The 20,937-nt window shown below is 59.9% G+C and carries 16 protein-coding genes; 13 read left to right on the top strand and 3 right to left on the bottom strand.

Features of this window, described 5'->3' with window-relative positions; translation table 11 throughout:
• Complete coding sequence (locus tag BT204_RS24780; RefSeq protein WP_057977319.1) at positions 1-906, bottom strand: tetratricopeptide repeat protein; 906 nt, start codon at positions 904-906, stop codon at positions 1-3.
• Positions 907-1,435: 529 nt separating this feature from the next.
• Positions 1,436-2,371 (bottom strand): AraC-like ligand-binding domain-containing protein, encoded by a 936-nt coding sequence (locus tag BT204_RS24790; RefSeq protein ID WP_003191111.1) that lies wholly within the window; start codon positions 2,369-2,371, stop codon positions 1,436-1,438.
• Between the two features lie 586 nt (positions 2,372-2,957).
• Between BT204_RS24790 and BT204_RS24795 the strand changes: the two genes are divergently transcribed.
• The 8 genes from BT204_RS24795 (at position 2,958) to BT204_RS24830 (ending at position 11,547) form a co-directional block, all read left to right on the top strand.
• Positions 2,958-4,016 (top strand): aliphatic aldoxime dehydratase, encoded by a 1,059-nt coding sequence (locus tag BT204_RS24795; RefSeq protein WP_057977317.1) that lies wholly within the window; start codon positions 2,958-2,960, stop codon positions 4,014-4,016.
• Positions 4,017-4,098: 82 nt separating this feature from the next.
• A complete protein-coding gene (locus tag BT204_RS24800; RefSeq protein WP_072448579.1) occupies positions 4,099-4,965 on the top strand; it encodes a transporter in 867 nt (288 codons plus the stop codon).
• A gap of 170 nt (positions 4,966-5,135) precedes the next feature.
• A complete protein-coding gene (locus BT204_RS24805; RefSeq protein WP_072448582.1) occupies positions 5,136-6,650 on the top strand; it encodes an amidase in 1,515 nt (504 codons plus the stop codon).
• A 75-nt stretch (positions 6,651-6,725) separates the two neighbouring features.
• Positions 6,726-7,319 (top strand): nitrile hydratase subunit alpha, encoded by a 594-nt coding sequence (gene nthA / locus BT204_RS24810; protein WP_054895913.1) that lies wholly within the window; start codon positions 6,726-6,728, stop codon positions 7,317-7,319.
• Between the two features lie 41 nt (positions 7,320-7,360).
• The gene (gene nthB / locus BT204_RS24815; RefSeq protein ID WP_072448584.1) at positions 7,361-8,017 is read left to right on the top strand and encodes a nitrile hydratase subunit beta; all 657 of its coding nucleotides are present in this window, start codon (positions 7,361-7,363) and stop codon (positions 8,015-8,017) included.
• The gene (locus BT204_RS24820; RefSeq protein WP_072448586.1) at positions 8,014-9,243 is read left to right on the top strand and encodes a GTP-binding protein; all 1,230 of its coding nucleotides are present in this window, start codon (positions 8,014-8,016) and stop codon (positions 9,241-9,243) included. The genes nthB and BT204_RS24820 overlap by 4 nt, the downstream gene beginning before the upstream one ends.
• 85 nt (positions 9,244-9,328) lie before the next feature.
• A complete protein-coding gene (locus BT204_RS24825) occupies positions 9,329-10,969 on the top strand; it encodes an AMP-binding protein (RefSeq protein WP_057977309.1) in 1,641 nt (546 codons plus the stop codon).
• A complete protein-coding gene (locus BT204_RS24830) occupies positions 10,966-11,547 on the top strand; it encodes a TetR/AcrR family transcriptional regulator (protein ID WP_034127369.1) in 582 nt (193 codons plus the stop codon). The genes BT204_RS24825 and BT204_RS24830 overlap by 4 nt, the downstream gene beginning before the upstream one ends.
• A gap of 27 nt (positions 11,548-11,574) precedes the next feature.
• Here the strand turns inward: BT204_RS24830 and BT204_RS24835 are convergent, their stop codons facing one another.
• Positions 11,575-12,852, bottom strand: a complete 1,278-nt coding sequence (locus tag BT204_RS24835; RefSeq protein ID WP_072448588.1) for a DUF2254 domain-containing protein — start codon at positions 12,850-12,852, stop codon at positions 11,575-11,577.
• A gap of 103 nt (positions 12,853-12,955) precedes the next feature.
• Between BT204_RS24835 and BT204_RS24840 the strand changes: the two genes are divergently transcribed.
• The 5 genes from BT204_RS24840 to BT204_RS24860 all read left to right on the top strand — a co-directional run bounded on the left by BT204_RS24840 (position 12,956) and on the right by BT204_RS24860 (position 20,661).
• Positions 12,956-13,852, top strand: coding sequence for a LysR substrate-binding domain-containing protein (locus BT204_RS24840; RefSeq protein WP_057977305.1), 897 nt, complete (start codon positions 12,956-12,958; stop codon positions 13,850-13,852).
• Between the two features lie 217 nt (positions 13,853-14,069).
• A complete protein-coding gene (mexE, locus tag BT204_RS24845) occupies positions 14,070-15,311 on the top strand; it encodes a multidrug efflux RND transporter periplasmic adaptor subunit MexE (RefSeq protein WP_034127407.1) in 1,242 nt (413 codons plus the stop codon).
• Between the two features lie 15 nt (positions 15,312-15,326).
• Positions 15,327-18,506, top strand: a complete 3,180-nt coding sequence (locus BT204_RS24850) for an efflux RND transporter permease subunit (protein WP_034127367.1) — start codon at positions 15,327-15,329, stop codon at positions 18,504-18,506.
• Positions 18,503-19,918 carry an efflux transporter outer membrane subunit gene (locus tag BT204_RS24855; RefSeq protein WP_034127366.1) on the top strand — a complete coding sequence of 472 codons (1,416 nt, stop codon included), beginning with the start codon at positions 18,503-18,505 and terminating at the stop codon, positions 19,916-19,918. Before BT204_RS24850 ends, BT204_RS24855 begins: the two co-directional genes overlap by 4 nt.
• A 218-nt stretch (positions 19,919-20,136) precedes the next feature.
• Positions 20,137-20,661 carry a hypothetical protein gene (locus tag BT204_RS24860; RefSeq protein WP_072448590.1) on the top strand — a complete coding sequence of 175 codons (525 nt, stop codon included), beginning with the start codon at positions 20,137-20,139 and terminating at the stop codon, positions 20,659-20,661.
• Positions 20,662-20,937 lie beyond the last annotated feature (276 nt).

A 20,937-nucleotide genomic window follows, 5' to 3' on the forward strand; every position in this document is an offset into this window, starting at 1 on the left:
TCAACCGCAGGGCTTTCTCCCGCAGAACCCCATCATGCGCTGGGTGTCTTGAGGCACGAAGACCAGCGGCGCCACGATCTCCCGCACGCCCGAACTGTCGGTCAGCGGCGCGGCGTTGCCCATTGTGATTTGCGACGCGGCCTTCATGACCCATGCGTCGACATTCGCGTCGCCCGAACCTGTGAGCATCGTTACTTTCGGCGTACCGCTGTCTGACGTGAAGCGATAGGACAGCCGCACGCTCTTCTTCTCGCCCGTGGCATTGACCGCTTCAAACACTTCCCGGACAGCCAGCCGCCGAGTCTGCAGCTTGAGAAAACTCGTCAGCCAGATTTGCTGATAACGTTTCATTTGGTCTTCAGTCAGCGGTTGTCCTGCCAGACGCAGACGATTCATGGCTTGCCACTCTTCGTCGCCACAGTAACGGATTGCGCCCAGATAGAGTGCCAAGGCGCCAGGCAAATCCTGCGGGCCACCCTTGCCTTCCTCCATTAAACGCCCCAGCGCCAGCACGGCATTGTTGCCAGACAGGCGATAGAACTGGCGCGCCTTGGCATAGTCCACGGGTTCACCCTCGCCGCGTTCGGCCATCTGACCCAGCAGCACATTGGTGGCCGGTTTAATCTTGGCGGACTCTACGAACAAGGCACGGGCCTTGCGAAAATCCTGATCGACGCCGTGCCCGCCTTCCTGATACAGCTTGCCCAGCATGGCCATGCAGGTGGCGTTGCCGTAACCGGCGAAGCGTTCGATATAACGCAAGTTGTCTCGGTTGAAGGGCTCTATACCAGCAAGGCCCATGCAGCGAAAGCCAACGTGGAGGGAATCGTAATCAGCAGGTCGAAGCAGGCTTTGACAGCCGGCGAGGGTGAAGAAAAACAAAAGAAGGTAGGCTGGTTTTAACATGGCGTCCGTGCGTCCTTGCGGTAAAAGCAAGGCATTATGCCAGCCTTTGAGCAGAGAATATCGCCCAAATAGTGGCTTTTGCTGGAGGAAAGACACCCGTGCAACCACCCACTGGCACTCAGGCGCACGCGGTTACAGCTGCCGTAGAAGGGGCGCTCACGGTGGCGATCACGCCGAAGCAACCTCGTCCCGCTATATCGAATCGCAATGCCGTAGCGCTGGCTGCACTCGGTGCTGCACTGAACGAATGATGCTGACCGATAAGCTCAAGACTCTCGGCCAAACCACAAAAACAATCCCTGCGAGAGAAAAACACTGAGTACCAGCCCCTGCCAGACTGGAGTCCTTCGGAAATCGCCATTGGCGATCAATCGCACACTCGATGCGAATGAGGGCAAACAAAAGCGTTATCGACCTGAAAACATTGTCCTGGAGCCCAATCAAAATGCTTTGTGGGGATCCGGATAGCCTCTTTCATTCCTGACTTTTCAGAGGCTCGCTACCCGGCACAAGCGCTCCTTCTTGCAATTCAATCGCGGCGTAAAAGCGTATTCGGTGCCACGCCAAACGCCTTGCGAAACGCATGGCTGAAATGCGAGAAATCAGAAAACCCAAAGTCCAGCGCCGCTTCGGACACACTGCGTACCTGGCCACGCTCGATTGCTTCTCGGCTGGCATTCAAGCGCTCTTTCCAGATCTCTGCAACGGGGGTTTTCTGGTAGCGTGCGAAGGCCCGAGTAACGGTGCGGGTGGACACATTGTGGGCTTTGGCGATGGCTTCAATCGACAGGTCCGGCTCGGTCAGGTGGCGTTGGATGTACTGCATGATGCGGCCGTAGAGATCCATTTCCTGATGGCTGGTTTTCAGGTCCTGGAGTTCCAGGCTGATTACAAGCAGATCAAGCACAGCACTTGAGTAACGATTCGAGATGCGCTCATCCTGCAGCGACGCAGGCGTGCTCGCGGCCTGGTGCAGCATTTCACGCAAGGGCACGACGCCTGGGCGCCGGTCGTCGAGGACCATCGCGGTGTACTCGGCAATACGCGGCAGGCGTTCGGTGAGCAACGCTCTGGGAATACGGATCAAGTGGTTTTCGGTACCACCCAGGCTGAAGCGAAACGCCTGGGTTGCGTCATAAAGAAACAAGTTGCCCGTCGCCAGGTTGGCTTTTCTTGAGCCTTGTTCGATTTGCCCATGGCCCTTTCGAGCGAAACCCAACCATAAATCTTCGGCCGGACCGCTGCGCAGGTGCTGCTCGGAACGCTCCCAGTAATGCAGCGGCGAAGACAGCGTACAGATGTCCAGCGCGCCGACTGTATTAAGGGTGAGCGAGCCATCAAAGCGGCTCTGGGACAAGGGTTTGCTATCGGCCGCCAGGCAATGACGACAGACCACTTCTTTCCAATAATCAAACCGACGTGTTGCAGGGACGGCAAGGGTCGAATACTGAGTGTTCGGGTTCATGACGCTGACCTCGACAACGATGCAATAGGCGCTCGAGAAGTTGTAACGTGCGGCCGATTGTCAGCCATCGAAGCAATTAACACGCCAAATGCATTGGCAAGCCAGCTTCCACATTTGCACCGACGGCTGTCAGATAGAGGGAGGCGGCTGTCAGGCCGTCACGGGAGCAAGCTCCCTCGCCACAGGTCTCGCGCCTATGCCCGTTTAAGCGCACATCACATCACGCCATCAGCACGTGTGCACCAGCGCAGACCACAGGTGAACCTCCGTAGCAGGACTGTCTTTGCCAACCAAGCGGTTGTCTCGCCTAACAAAGCGCGGCCTTCTCTGCCGGCATAATTTCCACCTCGCAGCAGCTCATACCCCGCTGATGAGGCACGCCATGCATCGACACTCTGCACCACGACTGGCTGATTCCTCCTGGCTTCTGCAACGGCGCGACCTCGCGCCTGAGGAGTCGGCTTATTGGTTGATTGAATGGGGGGCCATGCAGCTACTGCACCGACGGCAGGTCGCCAAGCGCCCCCTGCCGCCGACGCGATGACGCCCACCCGTAGGCCTGAACGAAAATAACGAGGAGCTCAAGATGGAATCTGCAATCGACACACATCTGAAATGCCCACGCACCCTGTCCCGCCGTGTACCCGAAGAGTACCAACCGCCGTTCCCGATGTGGGTGGCGCGCGCCGATGAGCAACTGCAACAAGTGGTGATGGCTTATCTGGGCGTGCAATATCAAGGAGATGCCCAGCGCGAGGCGGCCTTGCAGGCTATGCGCCACATCGTCGGCAGTTTCAGCCTGGCAGAGGGCCCGCAGAACTACGATTTGACCCAGCACACCGACAGCAGCGGCTTTGATAATCTGATTGTGGTCGGGTACTGGAAAGACCCTGCCGCCCATTGCCGCTGGTTGCGCTCACCCCAGGTGAATGACTGGTGGAGTTCACCGGATCGCCTGGGTGAAGGCCTGGGTTACTTCCGCGAAATCACCGCGCCACGCGCCGAGCAGTTCGAGACGCTATACGCCTTCCAGGAAAACCTGCCCGGTGTCGGCGCAGTCATGGATGCCACCAGTGGCGAGATCGAAGAGCACGGCTATTGGGGCTCGATGCGCGACCGTTTCCCGATCTCCCAGACCGACTGGATGAAGCCCACGAGCGAGCTGCAAGTGGTCGCGGGCGACCCCGCCAAGGGCGGACGCGTCGTGGTGCTGGGGCACGACAACCTCACACTGATTCGTTCAGGCCAGGACTGGGCGGATGCCCAGGCAGAGGAGCGCTCCCTCTACCTCGACGAAATTTTACCGACGTTGCAGGACGGCATGGACTTCCTGCGTGACAACGGTCAGCCGCTGGGCTGCTACAGCAACAGGTTCGTGCGCAATATCGACCTGGACGGCAACGTTCTCGACCTGAGCTACAACATCGGTCACTGGCGCTCGGTGGAGAAACTCGAACGCTGGGCTGAATCCCACCCTACCCACCTGCGTATTTTCGTGACGTTCTTTCGCGTGGCCGCGGGTTTGAAGAAGTTGAGGCTGTACCACGAGGTGTCCGTGTCCGACGCCAAGAGCCAGGTCTTCGAGTACATCAACTGTCACTCGCAAACCGGCATGTTGCGCGACGCCTTGCCGCCCACAGCCTGAGCGCCCGCGGCGTTTAACAACCCGGCTTCTACCGCCTGCCACCCTTCACGGGTGGCCCGGTCCCCTGTGCGAGGAATAAACAATGAACAAGATCCACCTGCTGACTCTCTCAACCCTGTTGCCCGCCCTCCACGCCAACGCGGGTGAAGTCGCGCCTGGCGATTACGAGCAATATCCAGTCGGCGCCACTATCGGTGCGATTTATTATCAGCACGCCACTACGGACTCGGCTTACGCCAACGGACACAAGGTCAGCTCTGACTTCAGGGTGACCTCCGACGTTGGCATCCTGCGTCTGCTCCATGTGTATGCGCTCAGCGACACAGTCACTATCGACCCGCAATTCCTCTTGCCTTTCGGGCACGTCTCCGGCGCAGGTGACGCCTCAGCACTGGGCAGTACTCGAGGCGTGGGCGACTTGATCCTCACCGCGCCGGTGAAATGGCGGTTCAACGAAGCCCGCGACACCCTCAGTATCGCCCCCTATGTGTATGTGCCTTCGGGGACGTATGACAAGGACGACGCGCTTAACCTAGGGGAGAACCGCTGGAAATTCGAACTGCAGAGCGCCTACGTCAAGCACTTCACAGAGAAATGGGCGATGGACCTGGTCGGCGGCGCGACCTGGTATGGCGACAATACGGATTACGGTGCAAATGCCGACCGCATGAAGCAGGACGTGTCCTACGCAGCGCAGATCATGGGGCGTTACATGCCGGACGCCACCACCACCTTTGGTATTGGCTTGGGGCGTACCTGGGGTGGCGAGACAAACGTCGAGCATGTCAATCAGGACAACGAACTAGGCACCACCAACTTGCGTCTCACCGCCACCAAGTTCGTCAGCCCCACCGACCAGGTGCAACTGCAATTGGGCAAAGACCTCTCGGTGGACAACGGCACCCGCGAAGACTTCCGCATGAACCTGCGCTACGCGCACATTTTTTAACGCCAGAAACTGCGACCGCGCGCCCTTGGCGCCTGGGTGTCCGGCTCAACCAAGTCGATGTCTTTCTCAACCAAGCCGCCGGCTGGATGCGCGGACTATCTTGAGCCCCAGGCTCGCTGATATTGAGCACGCAGTGCTTTTCGGCCACTTACGATAAGGACAGCCCAACCATGGCAATCGCTCGCCCCACCCTTGAACAGCTATTGGCTATTTCGAGCAGCCTGCACATGCAACTCAGTGCAAAGCAAGCCGATGAATACCTGGCGCTTATGCAGGCAAGCTTCGACGCATATGACCTGGTTGACGAGCTGCCGGACTTCATCCCGCCGGTCCGTTATGAACGCAGCTCGGGCTATCGTCCCTCGGCCGCACACAACCCGCTCAACGCCTGGTACTTCCGCACCGAAGTCAACGGTGCGCGCGAAGGCAAGCTGGCGGGTAAAACGGTCGCCCTCAAGGACAATATTTCACTGGCTGGCGTCCCCATGATGAATGGTGCCAAGCCGCTTGAAGGCTTCGTTCCCGCCTTCGATGCCACGGTTGTCACGCGCTTGCTGGATGCCGGCGCGACCATCCTCGGCAAGGCAACGTGCGAACACTACTGCCTGTCCGGCGGCAGCCACACCTCCGATCCTGCACCGGTGCACAACCCCTTTCGCCAGGGCTTTGCCTCGGGAGGCTCGTCTTCCGGCAGCGCAGCACTGGTTGCCGCCGGCGAGGTCGACCTGGCAGTCGGCGGTGACCAGGGCGGGTCAATCCGCATCCCTTCCGCCTTCTGCGGCACTTACGGCATGAAGCCGACCCACGGACTGGTGCCCTACACCGGCATCATGGCCATCGAAGCGACTATCGATCACGCCGGCCCCATTACCGCAAACGTGCGCGACAACGCCTTGATGCTGGAAGTCATGGCCGGCGCCGATGGGCTCGATCCGCGACAAGCCGCGCCGCAGGTCGACGCTTACAGCGATTACCTGGAACGCGGTGTCAGCGGGCTGAGGATCGGCATCCTGCGCGAAGGTTTTGAACTGGCCAACCAGGACCCACGTGTGGCCTCTTGCGTACGTCAAGCCATTGCAGCGTTTTCGCGGCTGGGCGCGCAGGTCGAGGAGGTGTCGGTGCCTGAGCACAGCATTGCCGGTTCGCTATGGCACCCCATCGGCTGTGAAGGCTTGATGATGCAGATGATGCACGGCAATGGGGCCGGTTTTAACTGGCAAGGGCTGTATGACCTCGGGTTGCTGGACCAGCAAGCCGGATGGCGCGATCAGGCCAATGACCTGTCCGCCTCTCTCAAGCTGTGCATGTTCGTCGGGCAATACGGTCTGGAACGCTACAACGGACGTTTCTACGCCAAGGCACAAAACCTCAGGCGCGTGGCACGTGCCGGGTATGACGCCGCGTTGGCGCGGTATGACCTGCTGGTGATGCCCACCGTCCCGATCATCGCCCAACCCCACCCGCAGCCGGGTTGCTCGATTACCGAGTACGTGGCCCGTGCACTGGGAATGATCGGCAATGCCTCTGCCCAGGACATCACCGGGCATCCGGCCATGTCGATTCCCTGTGGTCTGGTAGACGGTTTACCTGTCGGGATGATGCTGGTCAGCAAGCACTATGCCGAAGGCACGATTTACCAGGCTGGCGCAGCGTTCGAGGCGTCGGTTGACTGGAAAAACTGTTAGCCGGTAATCCCGCGCAGCGCAAAAAGAACAAGCCGCCAGGCGCTGCCCAGAAGCTCAACGATGAGGAGTCAACTTATGAGCGCACATGAAGCAACCACATCAACACCGGGAGAACGCGCGCAAGCGCTACTGCAAGTGCTCAAACAGAAGGATCTGATCCCCGACGGTTACATCGACCACATGACACAGCTGATGGCACACCAATGGAGCCCGGAGAACGGGGCTCAAGTGGTCGCCAGAGCCTGGGTGGACCCGCAGTTTCGCGAACTGCTGCTCAAAGACGGCACCGCGGCGTGCGCCCAATTTGGCTATACCGGCCCGCAGGGTGAATACATTGTTGCGCTGCCAGACACGCCCAGCGTGAAAAACGTGATTGTGTGCAGCCTGTGCTCCTGCACCAACTGGCCTGTCCTGGGTTTGCCGCCGGAGTGGTACAAGGGCTTCGAGTTCCGCGCCCGACTGGTGCGCGAAGGGCGCACCGTCCTGCGGGAGCTGGGCACCGAGCTGCCGGCCGACGTCATCGTCAAGGTATGGGACACCAGCGCCGAAACCCGCTATCTGGTGCTGCCTGTACGGCCCAAGGGCAGCGAATCCATGGATGAAGAGGCCCTGCGAAAACTGATCACCAAGGATGTCCTTATCGGCGTGGCGCTGCCTTACGTGGCGTAAACGGTGCCCTTTGTTTTTTGCATTTTTCAGAGGTATTCACAATGGATGGCTTTCACGATCTCGGTGGGTTTCAAGGCTTTGGCAAAATCCCTCACACCATCAACAGCCTGAGCTACCAACCCGTGTTCAAGCAGGACTGGGAACACCTGGCCTACAGCCTGATGTTTGTCGGTGCCGATCACTTGAAAAAGTTCAGCGTGGACGAAGTTCGCCATGCCGTGGAGCGCCTCGACGTGCGCCAACATGTCGGCACCCAATACTACGAACGCTATGTCATCGCGACCGCCACCCTGTTGGTCGAAACCGGTGTGATCACCCAGGCGGAACTCGACCAGGCCCTGGGTTCGCACTTCAAGCTGGCGAACCCCGCGCATGCCAGCGGGCGCCCGGCGATCAGCGGCCGCCCGCCCTTTGAAGTGGGCGACCGGGTGGTGGTGCGCAACGAGTATGTGGCCGGGCATACCCGCATGCCGGCCTACGTGCGCGGCAAAGAAGGCGTGGTTGTGCACCGCACCGTGCAAAAGTGGCCCTTCCCTGACGCTATCGGCCACGGCGATCTGAGCGCGGCGCATCAGCCGACCTACCACGTCGAGTTTCGCGTGAAAGATCTCTGGGGCGATGCAGCAGATGAGGGGTTCGTGGTGGTCGACCTGTTCGAAAGCTACCTGGACCACGCCGATGGCACGGTGAACGCATGATGGACGGTGCCTTGGCAGGCCGACTGCCGGTGACGGTGCTTTCCGGCTTCCTCGGCGCCGGCAAAACCACCCTCCTCAACCATATCCTGCGCAATCGCGACGGCCTGCGCGTTGCGGTCATCGTCAATGATATGAGCGAGGTCAACATCGATGCCGAGCAGGTGCGGCGCGACGTAGCGCTGCACCGGGGCCGCGATGAGTTGATCGAGATGAGCAATGGCTGCATCTGCTGCACGCTGCGCGCCGATTTGCTCGAGCAGATCAGCGCCCTGGCACGCCAGCAACGTTTCGACTACTTGTTGATCGAGTCCACGGGGATTTCCGAGCCGATGCCGGTTGCCGAGACGTTCGCCTTCCTCGACGCGCAGGGCTTCAGCCTAAGCGAACTGGCGCGGCTCGATACGTTGGTGACGGTGGTCGATGGCAGTCGCTTTGAGGCATTGCTCGAATCGCCGGACATTGTGGACCGCGACGACGCACCCACGCGCCACCTGACCGACCTGCTGATCGAGCAAGTGGAATACGCCAATGTCATTCTCGTCAACAAACTGGACCTGATCGACGAGCCCGGCTACCAGGCCGTGCACGCGATCCTCGCCGGCCTTAACCCGAGCGCGCGGATCATACCGATGACTCAGGGTAACGTGGAGTTATCCGCCATCCTCGGTACTCACCTGTTTGATTTGCCCAGCCTTGTGGCCTCGCCCGGCTGGATGAAAAAAATGCAGGCCGACGACGCACCGGCCTCTGAATCGGACACCTATGGCGTGACCTCCTGGGTGTACCGCGAGCGTGCCCCCTTTCACCCACAGCGATTACTCGATTTTCTCCAGCAGCCCTGGCGAAACGGGCGACTGTTGCGCAGCAAAGGTTACTTCTGGCTCGCCAGCAGGCACTTGGAAACCGGCCTGCTGGTGCAAAGCGGCAGGCAATTCCAGTGGGACTACGTCGGGCACTGGTGGAACTTCATCGAGCAGGCGCAATGGCCGCTGGATGAATATCGGTTGCAGAACATCATGGCCAAGTGGGACAGCATTGTCGGCGATTGCCGGCAAGAGCTGGTCTTTATCGGCCAGGGCCTGGACACCCAGGCACTGCAGCGCGCACTCGACAATTGCCTGCTGAGCGCTCAGGAAATCGCCGCTGGCCCCTCGGCCTGGCAAGCCCTGCCGGGGGCGACAACCTTTGACTCCCTGGCCTTATCGGCCCCGACGCCGTCCTTGTAGGCTGACCCCATTTGACCGAGGTAGAGGTGGCCGCGCAGCCTGCGTGGGCAAAGCACATATTCCAACAATAATAATCAGGTACGTTATGCGCGATTACGACTCAGCAGTCTCATCCTTCGATTATCTACAGCTGGCTGCCCGGGACTTGCACGGCGAACCCGGCGCCTTGAATGCCTGCATTGAATGCTGCGACCGGCATGCCCATGGCAATGGCGTGGCGTTGTATTGTGAAACGCGCGATGGCCACGCCACGCAGCACACCTTCAGCGAACTGCAGGCGCACGCGGCGCGCTTCGGCAACTTCCTGCGAGCCCATGGCGTGCAGCCGGGGGATCGGGTTGCCGGCCTGATGCCACGCACGGTTGAACTGGTGATTGCCATCTTGGGAACCTGGCGCATCGGGGCGGTCTACCAACCACTCTTTACCGCGTTCGGCCCCAAGGCCATTGAACAGCGACTGGACTGTTCCAACGCGCGCTGGATCGTGACCGACGCCCACAATCGTCCCAAGCTGGACGAGCTCTTCGACTGCCCCCACGTCATCGTGACCGACGCCACCTCACGGCGTCCCAGCGACTACGCGTTTTGGGATGTGCTGGAACATCAACAACCCGACTGCACACCTGAGCTGCTGGACGCCCGTGCGCCGTTCCTGCTGATGTGCACCTCGGGCACCACAGGGCCGGCCAAGCCGCTGGAGGTGCCTTTGAGCGCCATCCTTGCCTTCAAAAGTTATATGCGCGATTCAATCGACCTGCGCGAAGACGACCGTTTCTGGAACCTCGCCGACCCCGGCTGGGCCTATGGCTTGTATTACGCAGTGACCGGGCCACTGGCGTGCGGCCGGGCCACGCTGTTCCATGACGGCCCTTTCACCACGCAAAGCACCAGCCGGATTATCGCCAAGTACGGGATCAGCAACCTGGCCGGCTCGCCTACGGCCTTTCGCCTGCTGATTGACGCCGGGGCCGAGTTCGCCGACGCCGTACGTGGCCAACTGCGTGTCGTCAGCAGCGCCGGCGAACCGCTCAACCCACAAGTCATCCGTTGGTTCGCCGAACAGCTAGGCGTGGTCATTCACGATCATTACGGCCAAACCGAAATCGGCATGGTGCTGTGCAATCACCATGGGTTACGCCATCGGGTCCGCGAGGGTTCTGCCGGTTATGCGGTGCCGGGGTACCGGATTGTCGTGCTGGACGATGCGCACAGGGAGTTGCCGACAGGCCAGCCGGGCGTACTGGCGGTGGATCGCGAGCGCTCGCCCCTGTGCTGGTTCAATGGCTACCTTCACATGCCCACCAAGGCGTTTGTGGGCCGTTACTACTTGAGCGGCGATATCGTGGAGCTCAATGAAGACGCCAGTATCAGCTTTGTCGGCCGTAACGACGATGTGATCACCACGTCCGGCTACCGCGTGGGGCCTTTCGATGTGGAGAGCGCGCTCGTTGAACATCCGGCAGTCGTCGAAACCGCGGTGATCGGCAAGCCCGACCCGCAACGCACCGAACTGATCAAGGCGTTTGTCGTGCTCAATCGTGAGTACCTGCCCAGTGTCGAGTTGGCAGAAGTCTTGCGCCTGCATGTCCGACAGCGCCTGGCTGCGCATGCGTACCCACGGGAAATCGAGTTCGTCGAGCAACTGCCCAAGACCCCCAGTGGTAAGTTGCAGCGGTTCATACTGCGCAACCAGGAAATTGCCAAGCAGCAGGCACTCGACACATGAGGACGGCTCTCGCGCTCAGCCGCTCGGAGTTTCAGCGCAGAGCCCTGGAGCTGTTCAAGGAGCGTAGTTTCAGCCAGGTCAGCATGCGCGAATTGGCAGCGCATGTTGGCATCAGCCCGGGAGCAATTTATCACCATGTAGAGAGCAAGGAAGCCATGTTGTATGAGTGGCTGATAGAGCTGTATCAGGCGCTCTTGTCGCACGTCGACCGGATCAACACCCGTAGATTGACGCCGGCACAACGTCTGACAACACTGATCGAAGGCCATCTTCAATTGCATGAACAGATGACCGGGCACTTCAAGTTAGCGGTCATGGACGCCAATTGCCTGGGCGCTCCGATGCAGGCGAGCGTTGAGCGATTGAGGCGAGCCTATGAGTCGCAACTCATGAAGGTGATCGGCCAGCAGGGCCATCAGCCCGGCGGGCCGTTGCGTGAGGGAGCGCTCACGGCGATTTTGCCCGTACTGAACAGCCTGCCCACATGGCTGAGCCCGACGATTGATAACTGTCAGCGTCGGCTTATTACAAAGACCATCGCCGATGCGGTCATAAAGGCCATTAATTCCCTACCTTGAGTGCCGCTGCGCAGGCCCAGTAGCCTCCTACACGCCTATCGCCTTGGCCAAGGCGCTTAGTCGCTCCTTCTCATGCTGCAGTGTCAGTGTTGCATGCGCGCGTGTGATGAGTTGGTCCGCCTGCCTAAGGCACGCCGTTTTGAACAGAACAGGGTTTATTTCGGCAAGGCTGATAAGGGCTTTCAACAGGCGAGCATCCACTTCGAACACACCTGCACCGTCTCTGCTGATCGGGGCGAAGAAATCCTCAAACAGATCATCGACGTTCAGCCCTCGAACAAATACCTGCTCACACTGCTGATCTGTCTGCCGGCCAGACCCGCCGGGCTTACCCCAGCATGTCAACGTTCTCACTCCCCGACCAATCACATCAATAGCGGTACCTGGATCGTTGACGGCAGGTGACAACGCGCGCGAAGCGATTTCAGAGAGGACGCAGAGGCCGAAACGGGGATCGTGTTCGAATGTGCGACGGTTACCGATGGTCAGCGTAGACAGGATCTTTTCCCTGGTGGCCTGTGTGCCATCGTCTTGCCTGGTGCCCAGGCTGACCACGTGCAACAGTGGCATGCCTTCGTGTACGAAGGTTCCCGGCACCACCTCCAGGTAAATATGCGTGCAGTCATGCTGCGCGATAGCGCCCAAGGCCAACACGTCGATATGCTGCACATAGCCCGTCTGCTCACTTTCGATGGTCATTGCGCCGGGGGCCAGAGCGTGATCGGTCGGGTAGGCTGCAGCGCCGAGGCAGGGCCATTGGGCGCGTTGGCTGATGGCCGCCATGGCCGCTTTTTCGACGCGGTCGATGGTTTCTCCTACCCTGCCGAGCTTGGACAAATGGTCGATCCACCGCAGCAGGGTGTAGACCACCAGTACAACCACGGCGATGGTCACCGCGAACAGCAGCACGCGACCCTGCGCGCCGTAGGCGCCGGTGCTCAGGGCAATGATGCCTACCAGGCTGAAAAGAAATGAGCCAATAAACGTAGCGAGGGCGTTTTGCGTCGTAGTGTCTTCCATCACCAAAGTGGTGGCTCGCGGGGTCACACCACTACTTGCGGCACCGTACGCGGTGACCATCGTGCTCAAAGAAAAGGTCGTGACGGCCAGCATGCTGGACGCAATGATGCCCAGAATCTTGTCCACCGCATCTGCACCGATGCGCGTGGGCAGGGACTCGGGAACGAAGTCTTTGAACACAACGGCAAGCAGTGCCGTAGCGACCCCTAGAAGCGAGAACAAGGAGGCTCTGAACCACAATCGCTTGGTGAGACGATGGGTTGCCCAGCGCAAACGGTCGATCATGTGGTGCCCTCGGTGACTGCGTCGATTTGAACGGAGTGTACATGGCTGTCGATACTGGCTAAGTTGAATTAATCTTGGTCATCTCAAAAATGGAACACTGCCCATGTTCGACCTCAACGAACTCTTCCTCTACGCCAAGGTGGTCGAGTACGGCGGCTTTGCGGCGGCGGGCCGTGCGCTGAACCTGCCCAAATCGACCTTGAGCCGCAGAGTCAGCCAGCTTGAAGCCAGGCTGGGGGCGCGGCTGATACAGCGTTCGACGCGCCAGTTCCAGGTCACCGATATCGGCCAGGCCTATTACCGCCATTGCGTGGCGATGATTGCCGAAGCCGAGTCGGCCGAAGATGTGATTGCCTTCAACAAATCAGAGCCGCGGGGCGTGATCCGCTTGAGTTGCACCACTGCGCTGCTCAACTACTGGGTGGCGCCGATGCTCGCCCAATTCATGGCGCAATGCGCCAGCGTCGAACTGAACGTGAAAAGCTTCAACCGCAAGGTCGACATCATCAGCGAAGGCTATGACATGGCCTTGAACCTGTGTTTCCCGCCGCTGGAAAGCAGTGAGCTGGTCATGAAGGTACTGGCTAAAAGTCCTCAGGTACTGGTGGCGAGCGCGACTTTTTTGCAGGACGCTCCCCTGCCCTCGCTACCGGCTGACCTTGCCGGGCTGGCGACGATCCATTGGGGCAACCCGTTGCTTGCGTACCTGTGGGACCTGACCGGGCCGGACGGCGCGACGGCCCAGGTCGCGCACACGCCACGCCTGGTCAGCGATGATATGTCGACCCTGAAAAACGCAGCACTGGCGGGCGTGGGCATCGCCAACCTGCCGCAGGTAGTCGTGAAAGACGAACTGGCCGATGGCCGTTTGATTGCCGTATTGCCTGAATGGCAACCCGCTGAAGGCGTGATCACCGCCGTGTTCCCCTCCAGGCGTGGGCTGATGCCGTCGGTGCGGTCCTTGATCGACTTTCTGGGCGACGCGTTTGAGGCGCGGTGATGGTCCCACGGATTGCTGGGAAAGTTCCTTGCACCCTCAGCAACAGTCTTTTGTCATCAATCACATTGATAGCTCCCTAACAAAACCCCCATGCTAGAGGGCTGACTCCGCGCTTATATCATTCCGAATGATAGTTACCTTTGCTTCATTCGATTCGTGACATAGCACCTCCCCGCGCATGATCCGCCCATCTCAAATACATTGGCGGATGCACCTCATGGAACAGTCACTCAAACATTTGCGCTTCCCTCTGGCGATATTGGCCGTGGTGGTGATGAGCGCGTGCGGCAAGACCCAGGAACAGGCGGCCGCCATGCCTCCTGCCAAGGTCAGCGTGGCCAAGGTGCTGGAACAACCGGTCAACGAGTGGGACGAGTTCACCGGGCGCCTTGAAGCGCCGGAAACCGTGCAGATTCGTCCTCGGGTGTCCGGCCAGATTGACCAAGTCGCTTTTACTGAAGGCGCTTTGGTCAAGAAAGGCGACCTACTGTTCCAGATCGACCCGCGCCCGTTCCAGGCCGAAGTACGCCGCCTGGAGGCCCAACTGGCTCAGACCAAAGCCGCCGCCACCCGCAGCGAAAACGAAGCGCAACGCGGCGAACGCCTGCGCCAGAGCAATGCGATCTCCGCCGAACTGGCCGACTCGCGCACCACCGCCGCCCAGGAAGCCCGTGCCGCGATGGCCGGGATCCAGGCGCAGTTGGACCTGGCCAAGCTGAACCTGAGCTTCACCCGCGTGACCTCGCCCATCAGTGGCCGCGTCAGCCGTGCCGAAATCACCGCCGGCAACCTGGTGACCGCCGATACCACTGCGCTCACCAGCGTGGTCTCCACCGACAAGGTCTATGCCTACTTCGATGCCGATGAGCGCGTGTTCCTCAAGTACACCGAACTGGCCCGTGAAGGCCGGCGCGGCGCAACCACCCCTGTGTACCTGGGCCTGTCCAACGAAACCGGTAACCCGCACCTGGGCCAGATGAACTTCGTCGACAACCAGGTCAACCCGGCTACCGGCACCATCCGTGGCCGTGCGGTGTTCGACAACAGCAAGGGCGAATACACCCCTGGCCTGTATGCGCGCTTGAAACTGGTCGGCAGCGGCACCTATTCGGCGGTGTTGATCAACGACGAAGCCGTCGGCACTGACCTGGGCAAGAAATTCGTGCTGGTGATGGACGGCGACAAGCCGGCTTATCGCGCGGTGGAACTGGGGCCGAAAATCGAAGGCTTGCGCATCGTGCGTAGCGGCTTGACCAAGGACGACACCGTGATCGTCAAGGGCCTGCAGCGTGTACGCCCAGGCTCGCCGGTCGCACCCGAAACCATCCCGATGGCCAGCAAGGAAACCCTCGCCGCCTTGGCCCAACAACGACAAGCCCTTGAAGCCAGCAACCTGGAGCAAGTGGCGCCGGAGAAACCCGCGCCCAAGCTCGCAAGCGTCGCGACTCCACGCGGTTAAGGGATACGACTCAAGATGAATTTTTCCAAGTTCTTCATTTCACGGCCGATCTTCGCAGCGGTGCTGTCGCTGTTGATCCTGATCGCAGGTGCAATCTCGCTGTTTCAACTGCCGATCAGCGAATACCCGGAGGTGGTGCCGCCGACCGTGGTAGTGCGCGCCAACTTCCCGGGTGCCAACCCCAAAGTCATCGGTGAAACCGTGGCCGCGCCGTTGGAGCAAGCCATCACTGGTGTCGAGAACATGCTGTACATGTCCTCGCAGTCCACCGCCGACGGCAAGCTGACCCTGACCATCACCTTCGCCCTGGGTACCGACCTGGACAACGCGCAGGTGCAGGTGCAAAACCGTGTGACGCGCACCCAGCCCAAGCTGCCGGAGGAAGTGACGCGCATCGGTATTACCGTGGACAAGGCCTCCCCCGACCTGACCATGGTGGTGCACTTGACCTCCCCGGATCAGCGTTATGACATGTTGTACCTGTCCAACTACGCGATCCTCAATATCAAGGACGAACTGGCCCGCCTGGGCGGCGTCGGTGACGTGCAGTTGTTCGGCATGGGCGACTACTCCCTGCGCGTGTGGCTGGACCCGAACAAAACCGCTTCGCGCAACCTGACGGCGACTGATGTGGTCACGGCGATCCGCGAGCAGAACCGCCAGGTGGCAGCCGGTGCCCTGGGCGCCCAGCCTGCGCCGAGTGACACAAGCTTCCAGTTGTCGGTCAATACCCAGGGCCGCCTGGTCACTGAGGAAGAGTTCGAGAACATCGTGATTCGCGCCGGCGCCAACGGTGAAATCACCCGCCTCAAGGACATCGCCAGGGTCGAACTGGGCTCCAGCCAATACGCGCTGCGCTCGTTGATCGATAACCAGCCCGCCGTTGCGATTCCGATTTTCCAGCGTCCAGGCTCCAATGCCATCGACATCTCCAACGATGTACGCAGCAAAATGGCCGAGCTGAAAAAGAGCTTTCCGGCGGGCATGGATTACCGCATCGCCTATGACCCGACTATCTTTGTGCGCGGTTCCATCGAAGCGGTGGTGCATACCCTGTTTGAAGCACTGATCCTCGTGGTGCTGGTGGTGATTCTGTTCCTGCAGACCTGGCGCGCCTCGATCATTCCATTGGTGGCGGTGCCGGTATCCTTGATCGGTACCTTTGCGGTGATGCACCTGTTCGGGTTCTCGCTCAACGCCCTGTCATTGTTCGGCCTGGTGCTGGCCATCGGTATCGTGGTGGACGACGCCATCGTGGTGGTGGAGAACGTCGAGCGTAATATCGAACTGGGCCTGGAGCCGTTCCCGGCGACCGAAAAAGCCATGAGCGAGGTTACCGGCCCGATCATCGCCACGGCGCTGGTGCTGTGCGCGGTGTTCATTCCAGCCGCCTTTATCAGTGGCTTGACCGGGCAGTTCTACAAGCAGTTCGCCTTGACCATCGCGATCTCAACCGTGATCTCGGCGTTCAACTCCCTGACCCTGTCCCCTGCCCTGGCCGCTGTGCTGCTGCGCGGTCACGACGCGCCGAAGGACCGTTTCTCCAAGTTCCTCGACAAGGTCTTCGGGGGCTGGCTGTTCCGTCCCTTCAACCGCTTTTTCGAAAAGGCCAGCCATGGCTACGTAGGCACCGTGCGCCGTGTGATTCGCGGCAGCGGTATTGCCTTGTTCGTCTACGCGGGTTTGATGGTGCTGACGTTCTTCGGCTTTGCCCACACGCCGACCGGTTTCGTACCGGCGCAGGACAAGCAATACCTGGTGGCCTTCGCCCAACTGCCCGACGCGGCGAGCCTGGACCGCACCGAAAACGTGATGAAGCGCATGTCGGAGATCGCCCTTAAACAACCCGGCGTGGAAGCCGCAATTGCCTTCCCGGGCCTGTCGATCAACGGGTTCACCAACAGTCCGAACAGCGGCATCGTGTTCGTGACCTTGAAGCCCTTTGATGAGCGCAAAGACCCAAGCATGTCTGCCGGTGCGATTGCCGGTGCACTGAACGGCCAATACGCCAATATCGAAGAAGCCTACATGGCGATCTTCCCGCCGCCGCCGGTACAAGGCCTGGGCACCATCGGCGGGTTCCGCCTGCAGATCGAAGACCGTGGCAACCTCGGCTACGACGAGCTGTATAAAGAAGTGCAGAACGTGATCGCCAAGAGCCACGGCGTGCCTGAACTGTTCGGCCTGTTCACCAGCTACACAGTGAACGTGCCGCAAGTCGACGCCGCCATTGACCGCGAAAAGGCCAAGACCCACGGCGTGGCGATCAGCGACATCTTCGACACGCTGCAGGTCTACCTGGGTTCGTTGTATGCCAACGACTTCAACCGCTTCGGGCGTACCTACCAGGTCAACGTGCAGGCCGAGCAACAGTTCCGCCAGGACTCTGACCAGATCGGCCAACTGAAAGTGCGTAACAACAAAGGCGAGATGATCCCGCTGGCGACCTTTATCAAGGTCAGCGACACCTCGGGCCCGGACCGCGTGATGCACTACAACGGCTTCATCACCGCAGAAATCAACGGCAACGCCGCGCCGGGCTACAGCTCCGGCCAGGCCCAGGCCGCGATTGAAAAACTGCTCAAAGATGAACTGCCCAACGGCATGACCTACGAGTGGACCGACCTGACCTATCAGCAAATCCTCTCGGGCAATACCGCGCTGTTCGTGTTCCCGCTCTGTGTGCTGCTGGCGTTCCTGGTACTGGCCGCCCAATACGAAAGCTGGAGCCTGCCGCTGGCGGTGATCCTGATCGTACCGATGACGCTGCTGTCGGCCATTACCGGGGTAATCATCTCGGGCGGCGACAACAACATCTTCACCCAGATCGGCCTGATCGTACTGGTGGGCCTGGCGTGCAAGAACGCGATTCTGATCGTCGAATTTGCCAAGGATAAACAGCAGGAAGGCCTCGATCCGCTCGCCGCGGTACTGGAAGCCTGCCGCCTGCGTCTGCGGCCGATCCTGATGACCTCGTTCGCGTTCATCATGGGTGTGGTGCCGTTGGTGCTCTCCAGCGGTGCCGGCGCCGAGATGCGCCATGCCATGGGCGTGGCGGTGTTCTCCGGGATGATCGGTGTGACCTTCTTCGGTCTGTTGCTGACACCAGTGTTCTACGTACTGATCCGTCGCTATGTCGAGCGCAGTGAAGCGCGCAAAGCGGCCAAGGCCTTGAAGCTGGAGACACAGCAATGAGTGTGAAAGTATTCCTGCCGAGCCTGTTGGTGCTGGCGCTCGCCGCCTGTGCCGTAGGCCCGGACTACAAGACCCAGCAACTGGAGGCGGCCAATATCACGGCCGCCGCCGACACCAAGAGCTACGACCACGCCAAATACGAAGGCATCTGGTGGCAGCAGTTCGACGACCCGACCCTCAACCAGCTGGTGACCCAGTCCCTGAGCGGCAACCGCGACCTGCGCGTGGCCTTCGCCCGTCTGCGGGCGGCACGGGCCATCCGTGATGATGCGGCCAACGACATCATGCCGGTGGTCACCTCCCGCGCCAGCAGCGATGTGGGCAAGGGCCAGATTCCCGGCCAGACCACCAAACGCGTTAACAGCGAGCGCTACGACCTGGGCCTGGACATGGCCTGGGAAGTGGATTTGTTCGGACGTATCCGCCGCAACCTGGAAGCCAGTGACGCCGACCAACAGGTGGCCGAAGCCGACCTGTACCAGCTGCAAGTCACCATGATTGCCGAGCTGGTGGATGCCTACGGCCAACTGCGCGGTGCGCAACTGCGCGAACGTATTGCCCTGGACAACCTGAAGAACCAGCAGGAGTCGCGTGCCATCACCGTCAGCCTGCGTGATGCTGGCGTCGGTGATCAGCTCGACGTGGAACGTGCCGATGCGCGCCTGGCGGCGGTGGAAGCCAGCGTGCCGCAACTGCAGGCTGAACAAGTGCGCGAGCGCAACCGCATCGCCACCCTCCTCGGCCAGCGCCCCGACAAGCTGAGCGTGGACCTGAGCCCGAAAGACTTGCCAGCGATTGCCAAGGCGTTGCCGATTGGCGACCCAGGGCAACTGCTGCAACGGCGCCCGGACATCCTCAGCGCCGAACGCAAACTGGCCGCCGCCACCGCACGTATCGGCGTGGCCAAGGCCGACCTGTTCCCACGGGTGAGCCTCAGCGGTTTCCTCGGCTTCACCGCCGGGCGCGGTTCGCAGATCGGCTCGGCCGCCGCGAATGCCTGGTCTCTAGGGCCGAGCATCACTTGGGCCGCGTTTGACCTGGGCAGCGTACGCGCGCGTTTGCGTGGCGCGAATGCCGAAGCCGATGGCGCACTGGCGACCTATGAACAGCAAGTGTTGCTGGCATTGGAAGAGTCTGAAAACGCCTTCAGCGACTACGGCAAGCGCCAGCAACGTTTGGTCTCGCTGATCCGCCAAAGCGAATCCAGCCGCGCCGCCGCCGACCTTGCGGCGATCCGCTACCGCGAAGGCACCGTGGACTTCCTGGTCCTGCTCGACGCCCAGCGCGAACGCCTGGCCGCCGAAGACGCCCAGGCCCAGGCCGAAGTCGACCTGTATCGCGGCATCGTCGCAATCTACAAGGCCCTTGGGGGTGGTTGGCAGCCGGATACAGTGGTGGCTAGCAGCAAGTGATGTAAAGAGCTCCTTTGGTTGGTCGCATCCAGCCAATTTTTAGCCCTGCGATCCATTCGGTCGCGGGGCTTTTTTTTAGCCTGGCATTAGCGGATCAATCAATTTGGCCTACGTGTAATACTTATCTGAAAGAAGTTTCCCAAATATTCAAACAGGTTAAATATCTGTCGCAAGGGGTCGATAGCAGGGTGAACCTTTCATCCTATAAGGAGACGAGCATGGATATGAGAGTGGTAATGCCCAATGCGCTTTCTAAGCAGGCAGATGCTTTTGTCATCAAAAACCCAGAGAAAACGACGAACACGTTTACTTTTACTGAAGAGTCCAAAGCCGTTGATGAACTGCGAGTGTGGCAGCAAACGCATCTTGCTGACCTGAAGCAGTTTTTAAAGAGCTATGACATGACATCTATTAGCACTGACGAGCTAAAAGTGGTCGGAAGGCGGTTGTACGAGAGCAATATCATTGATGCAAACGCTTTCGGCGTATTCACATTTGGAGATGGTGCATTTGATGCCAACGGAAAACAAACAAACACACAGGTAAAATTCAACGCAATCGCCCTATTCAACGAAAAGCTGGATGATTACCTTGACTTTGTTAAAAGCAACCCAAGCGTGGGGCGATCGCAAGGCATTCCTGAATACATAAAAGGGATGGTGGATGCTAATCGCGCTATTAATGCGTTGGCGTACTTCTCGAACTCTTCGAAAAATGATCTGTCAGTCGAAGAGCATGCTTGATCCCGACGCAGAAACCCAAATCGAAGTGTGCCAGAACCTCTGGCACACCTTATTTATCTATGGGTCAGCGGCCGTATCTAACGGTACCCGAATAGGACTTTGATTCCCCATCCGGGTTGTGAAGCCTCACTCGATAGGTACCTGAGGTTCCTACCCAGGAAGTATTGGCTGAAAGCGCGTTACCGGCGACGGCTTTCCAGGAACTGCCGACCTCTTGATCAATATAAATCTGAGGACTTCTCCCTGCACCGCCAGCGGAAACCATGGCATTTATAT

The organism is Pseudomonas sp. NFPP02, assembly GCF_900119355.1.
GTDB classification, from domain to species: domain Bacteria; phylum Pseudomonadota; class Gammaproteobacteria; order Pseudomonadales; family Pseudomonadaceae; genus Aquipseudomonas; species Aquipseudomonas paracarnis.

What these genes read in the sequence shown, in the direction of transcription:
- BT204_RS24780 (WP_057977319.1), bottom strand. Translation starts at nt 906, where the DNA reads ATGTTAAAACCAGCCTACCTTCTTTTGTTTTTCTTCACCCTCGCCGGC.
- BT204_RS24790 (WP_003191111.1), bottom strand. Translation starts at nt 2,371, where the DNA reads ATGAACCCGAACACTCAGTATTCGACCCTTGCCGTCCCTGCAACACGT.
- BT204_RS24795 (WP_057977317.1), top strand. Translation starts at nt 2,958, where the DNA reads ATGGAATCTGCAATCGACACACATCTGAAATGCCCACGCACCCTGTCC.
- BT204_RS24800 (WP_072448579.1), top strand. Translation starts at nt 4,099, where the DNA reads ATGAACAAGATCCACCTGCTGACTCTCTCAACCCTGTTGCCCGCCCTC.
- BT204_RS24805 (WP_072448582.1), top strand. Translation starts at nt 5,136, where the DNA reads ATGGCAATCGCTCGCCCCACCCTTGAACAGCTATTGGCTATTTCGAGC.
- nthA (WP_054895913.1), top strand. Translation starts at nt 6,726, where the DNA reads ATGAGCGCACATGAAGCAACCACATCAACACCGGGAGAACGCGCGCAA.
- nthB (WP_072448584.1), top strand. Translation starts at nt 7,361, where the DNA reads ATGGATGGCTTTCACGATCTCGGTGGGTTTCAAGGCTTTGGCAAAATC.
- BT204_RS24820 (WP_072448586.1), top strand. Translation starts at nt 8,014, where the DNA reads ATGATGGACGGTGCCTTGGCAGGCCGACTGCCGGTGACGGTGCTTTCC.
- BT204_RS24825 (WP_057977309.1), top strand. Translation starts at nt 9,329, where the DNA reads ATGCGCGATTACGACTCAGCAGTCTCATCCTTCGATTATCTACAGCTG.
- BT204_RS24830 (WP_034127369.1), top strand. Translation starts at nt 10,966, where the DNA reads ATGAGGACGGCTCTCGCGCTCAGCCGCTCGGAGTTTCAGCGCAGAGCC.
- BT204_RS24835 (WP_072448588.1), bottom strand. Translation starts at nt 12,852, where the DNA reads ATGATCGACCGTTTGCGCTGGGCAACCCATCGTCTCACCAAGCGATTG.
- BT204_RS24840 (WP_057977305.1), top strand. Translation starts at nt 12,956, where the DNA reads ATGTTCGACCTCAACGAACTCTTCCTCTACGCCAAGGTGGTCGAGTAC.
- mexE (WP_034127407.1), top strand. Translation starts at nt 14,070, where the DNA reads ATGGAACAGTCACTCAAACATTTGCGCTTCCCTCTGGCGATATTGGCC.
- BT204_RS24850 (WP_034127367.1), top strand. Translation starts at nt 15,327, where the DNA reads ATGAATTTTTCCAAGTTCTTCATTTCACGGCCGATCTTCGCAGCGGTG.
- BT204_RS24855 (WP_034127366.1), top strand. Translation starts at nt 18,503, where the DNA reads ATGAGTGTGAAAGTATTCCTGCCGAGCCTGTTGGTGCTGGCGCTCGCC.
- BT204_RS24860 (WP_072448590.1), top strand. Translation starts at nt 20,137, where the DNA reads ATGGATATGAGAGTGGTAATGCCCAATGCGCTTTCTAAGCAGGCAGAT.